Origin of the sequence: Bacillus songklensis, from assembly GCF_042649685.1 — a bacterium.
Taxonomy (GTDB): Bacteria; Bacillota; Bacilli; order Bacillales; family Bacillaceae_H; genus Bacillus_BA; species Bacillus_BA songklensis.
On record NZ_JBHRZT010000024.1, the window covers coordinates 1 to 4,055 of the forward strand.

3 protein-coding genes and 1 pseudogene are annotated in these 4,055 nt (G+C 36.9%); 1 reads left to right on the forward strand and 3 read right to left on the reverse strand.

Going from position 1 to position 4,055, the window contains the following annotated elements; translation table 11 throughout:
* Positions 1-49 precede the first annotated feature (49 nt).
* The 3 genes and pseudogenes from ACFOU2_RS07085 to ACFOU2_RS07095 all read right to left on the reverse strand — a co-directional run bounded on the left by ACFOU2_RS07085 (position 50) and on the right by ACFOU2_RS07095 (position 3,599).
* A pseudogene (locus ACFOU2_RS07085) lies at positions 50-1,226 on the reverse strand (hypothetical protein).
* Positions 1,227-2,159: 933 nt separating this feature from the next.
* Positions 2,160-3,020 carry a YitT family protein gene (locus ACFOU2_RS07090; protein WP_377913655.1) on the reverse strand — a complete coding sequence of 287 codons (861 nt, stop codon included), beginning with the start codon at positions 3,018-3,020 and terminating at the stop codon, positions 2,160-2,162.
* A 213-nt stretch (positions 3,021-3,233) separates the two neighbouring features.
* Positions 3,234-3,599: a winged helix-turn-helix transcriptional regulator gene (locus tag ACFOU2_RS07095; protein WP_377913657.1), complete on the reverse strand. Its 366-nt coding sequence runs from the start codon at positions 3,597-3,599 to the stop codon at positions 3,234-3,236.
* A 216-nt stretch (positions 3,600-3,815) separates the two neighbouring features.
* On the opposite strand from ACFOU2_RS07095, the gene ACFOU2_RS07100 reads away from it, so the two are divergent.
* On the forward strand, positions 3,816-4,055 hold a 240-nt coding region (locus ACFOU2_RS07100), incomplete at its 3' end, for an orotidine 5'-phosphate decarboxylase / HUMPS family protein (protein WP_377913659.1).

A 4,055-nucleotide genomic window follows, 5' to 3' on the forward strand; every position in this document is an offset into this window, starting at 1 on the left:
CCGATTAATCCAACTTGCATCCTCTTGTCCTCCTGAACTATTCGTGTTGTTATCCTATTTTTAATGCTTTTACTGATTGATCTTTTGAAATCATCTCATATTTAGACCCTTGGTATTCCCACCAATAAAACCCGTCCTCTTTTAAAAGTTCATCCGAAGCATCCGGACCCATCGAACCTGAACGATAGAAATGTAAGGGGACTGTGTTTTCCTCAAACGCTTCTAAAACTGGCTGCACCCATTTCCACGATAATTCCACTTCATTCCAGTGGGCAAAGAATGTCGGGTCACCGCGTAATGCATCAAAGATTAAGAGTTCATAAGCTTCGGGTATGTCTTTTGCTCCTGCCCTGAAATCAATTGAAATAGGCTCAATTTTCCCGTTTTTTAGCGGATTCTTACTATTCAATTGCAACGATATCCCTTCATTGGGATTGATATTGACAATTAATAGATTTGGTTCCGTTTGTTGATCGGATCCATACAATTCCTTCACTGGATTTTTGAACTCAATGACGATACGTGTTGACTTTTCCTTCATTCTCTTTCCCGTACGGATATAGAAAGGAACTCCTCGCCAAAAATCATTATCAATCCATAAACGGGCGGCAACAAAAGTATCATTGACAGAGGAAGAATCAACCCCAGGTTCCTCCCTGTATCCAACCACTGGCTCATGATTCATTTCTCCGGCACCATATTGGCCACGGACAACTTGAGAACCGACATCCTCTTTCTGCAAAGGCCGCAATGATTCCATCACCTTTCTCTTTTCATTCCGGATATCTGCCGCACTTATCGTTTTTGGTACATGCATGGCCGCCATCATCAACATTTGCAGCATATGATTCTGGAACATATCCCGGATGGCTCCTGCTTGATCATAATAGCCCGCTCTGTCTTCTACTCCAACTGTTTCACTAGCCGTTATTTGGACATTGGCTGTGTGCTGATTATTCCATAAGGATTGAAGCACAGGATTGGCAAATGCCAATGCTTCGAGGTTTTGAACCATTGTTTTGCCAAGATAATGGTCTAAATGTTCTTAATGAATGTTCTACATTTGTTTGAAATGCACCATCCGATAGTTCTCTCCTGCCTAAACCAATAATTGAAAATGACTGGGGCATCTTTTGATCTAAAAACAAATTAAACAGAGCCGGATAAATTTTTCTTTTGGCTAAATCGCCAGTTGCTCCAAACAAAACAAAGGTCATAGAATCCACTTTTCATTCCTCCATTTTTCAAAACATTCTCCAATAGAAAAGGTAGGTACCTGCTTTAAAAATGATTAGTTAATACAGCCATATCAGGCACATCAAATTTTTTACGACCTAAATTATTGCAGACTTTCGTCTATGAGACATCTGCTTTATAAACTTGATTTTTTCCTCCAGCTTGCACCATGAAAATGAATTTCCGGAAATGGTCATGGCCACATTGAGGACATTGATCATTTGTAGTAATCGTTAAACATCTTTCGCAAACTTTTCGATGTTTTGCTTTTGGCCTTACCATAATCGTTTCATTCCTTTCTGTATTCATTAATGGATGATCTATCTTGAATAAAGCTGTATAACTTCCACCTAAAAACTGTATTTTATATTATTACAGTTTAGATAAAAAATTAGATTTATCTTAAATCCGATCTTATTTTCAACATCCAAAGGAGAATCCTTCATTTCCCCTCTTAAAAGGTCTAATGGTATATGTGCCTTTTCATCTTAACAATTACCGCTTCAAGAAAGATTGGTTGCGGCATGGATGTTAGTATAATATCTACAACAAACAATTAAAAGTACGCACTTTTTTATTACATAATGAACAAAACTATACTTAGTATACTTTTATATACTATTGGCAGTTATGAGATTTTCAATTAAAGGATTTAAAACAAAAAGATCCCCGTTAATTTACGAGGATCTTTCAAAATTGCCTTGGAGTCATGATTTAAATAATAGTTTTATCGACTCATGATAAATAAAGGAATATCCTTGGGTTCACGACTCGTTGTAATGTTTTTGCTTACTGCCGACTCTTTGCCCTTGTCGTTTGGCACAGGCATTTATCAAACCTTTGCGAATTGGTTTATAACGGGTGATATACACACGTTCATATTATCTAGTATCAAACAGGAGGCTAACTAATATAAGCAAATATTAAGCTTTATTATTAGAAGGATTTGCTTTCGGTAGTATAAGCGACCTATCTATACCAGATGTTTCACACACATAGGATGCCTCCATAATAGCTGATGGATCTGCTGCTAAAACGACAGTTTTTAATTTGGAAAAAATAAACCTGTTCGTAATACAATAAATAACCTTCTTTCTTTCCCCTAAAAAACCGCCTTCTCCATATAAAAATGTGATGCTGATATTTAAATGATTGATAATACTATCTCCAACTTCATCCGGTTTTTCTGAAATGATCATGACAGATTTCCCATGATTTAATCCATCTAAAACATAATTAATCATTTTCGTCACTATATAAAAAACGGCAAGTGAGAGCATGGCCTGTTCTAATGAATAGACAAGTGCCGCAATGGTAAATATGAAAGCATTCACGACTAACAAAAACGAGGCAATTGGAAATCGATAGTGTTGGTTAAACCAAATCGCCAGCATTTCAGTGCCATCTATTGCACCGCCAAATTTCACAACGATTCCTATCCCAACTCCCAAGATGACCCCGCCGTATAAAACAATTAATACTTCAGATTGGGTAATAGGAGGAATCGATTTAAATAGTACTAAACCAACGGTAGTAATGATATTTGCATATAGAGTTCTAATGACAAACGTTTTCCCCACTTCTTTAGCTGTAAAGAGTAAGATAGGAATATTTAGACCCAAAAACACACCATAAATTGGGATTCCCCATAAAGCATTGGCCATAATTGATAACGCTGTTACACCACCGTCTACCAGCCCATTTGGTGCTAACATCGTTTCTAATCCCATCGCAACGATTGACGCCCCTAAAGTTAAAAAAACATATTCAGCAAATTTCTTCATCATCTCACCTGAAAATAATGTATTATTCTTGATTCCTTACTATAAAACAGTTCCGCTAAAATCCTTTACAACACAGGAATATTATTTACCTTTTTCCAGATTGTACTCCTTCATCTCCTTTATGCACTGGATCATTGCAAATAAAAAAACCACAAGCATTGACTGGATAAAAGTCTGCTTGTGGTTTTTAATCCTTTCTTCTTGGAACGTTTGCTATTTAGTAGACGCATTTTTATTTACAGGAGTATTAATAACATTCTCCATATAGTTTTTACCCCATTCATACATGGAATCGAGTATCGGCATTAAGCTTTTTCCTTGTTCGGTCAATGAATATTCCACTTTTGGCGGAACAACGGGATAAACTTTTCGTTCAACAATGAGGTCTTCTTCTAGCTCGCGTAATTGGTTCACAAGCATTCGTTGAGTAATGCCCGGCATAAGAGCCTTCAGCTCACCAAATCGCTTCGTTCCCTCTTTTCCTAAATGCCACAAAATCAGCATTTTCCATTTACCGCCAATAACAGAAAGGGTCAATTCTTTTTCACAGTTAAACGTTTTGTCCTGCATACGTGACATTTGTTTCACCTCCACTTCTATATAGAATAACACATAGTATACTTTTTAACACTATGTAAAAATAAAGTGCGTACTTTCACACTTTTAATATACACATTATACTAACACTGTGCCATGTTAACAAGAGCATTGGTTACAGTTGCCGAGTGAAAAATATAAGAGAATTGGGTATTACTACTGTGTAACACCTAAAAAAGTATGAGGAGTGAAATGTAGATGGAATTACAATTAGCATTAGACTTAGTAAATATTCCAGAAGCTATCGAATTAGTGAAAGAAGTAGAGGAGCATATTGATATCGTAGAAATCGGAACACCGGTTGTAATTAATGAAGGTCTCCGGGCTGTAAAAGAAGTGAAAGCAGCCTTTCCTAATCTAAAGGTACTGGCAGATCTTAAAATCATGGATGCCGCGGGATATGAAGTGATGAAGGCCTCTGAGGCAGGGGCTGATATC

Excerpts from the sequence above, each read along its gene's own strand:
- ACFOU2_RS07090 (WP_377913655.1), bottom strand. The coding sequence starts at position 3,020 with ATGAAGAAATTTGCTGAATATGTTTTTTTAACTTTAGGGGCGTCAATC.
- ACFOU2_RS07095 (WP_377913657.1), bottom strand. The coding sequence starts at position 3,599 with ATGTCACGTATGCAGGACAAAACGTTTAACTGTGAAAAAGAATTGACC.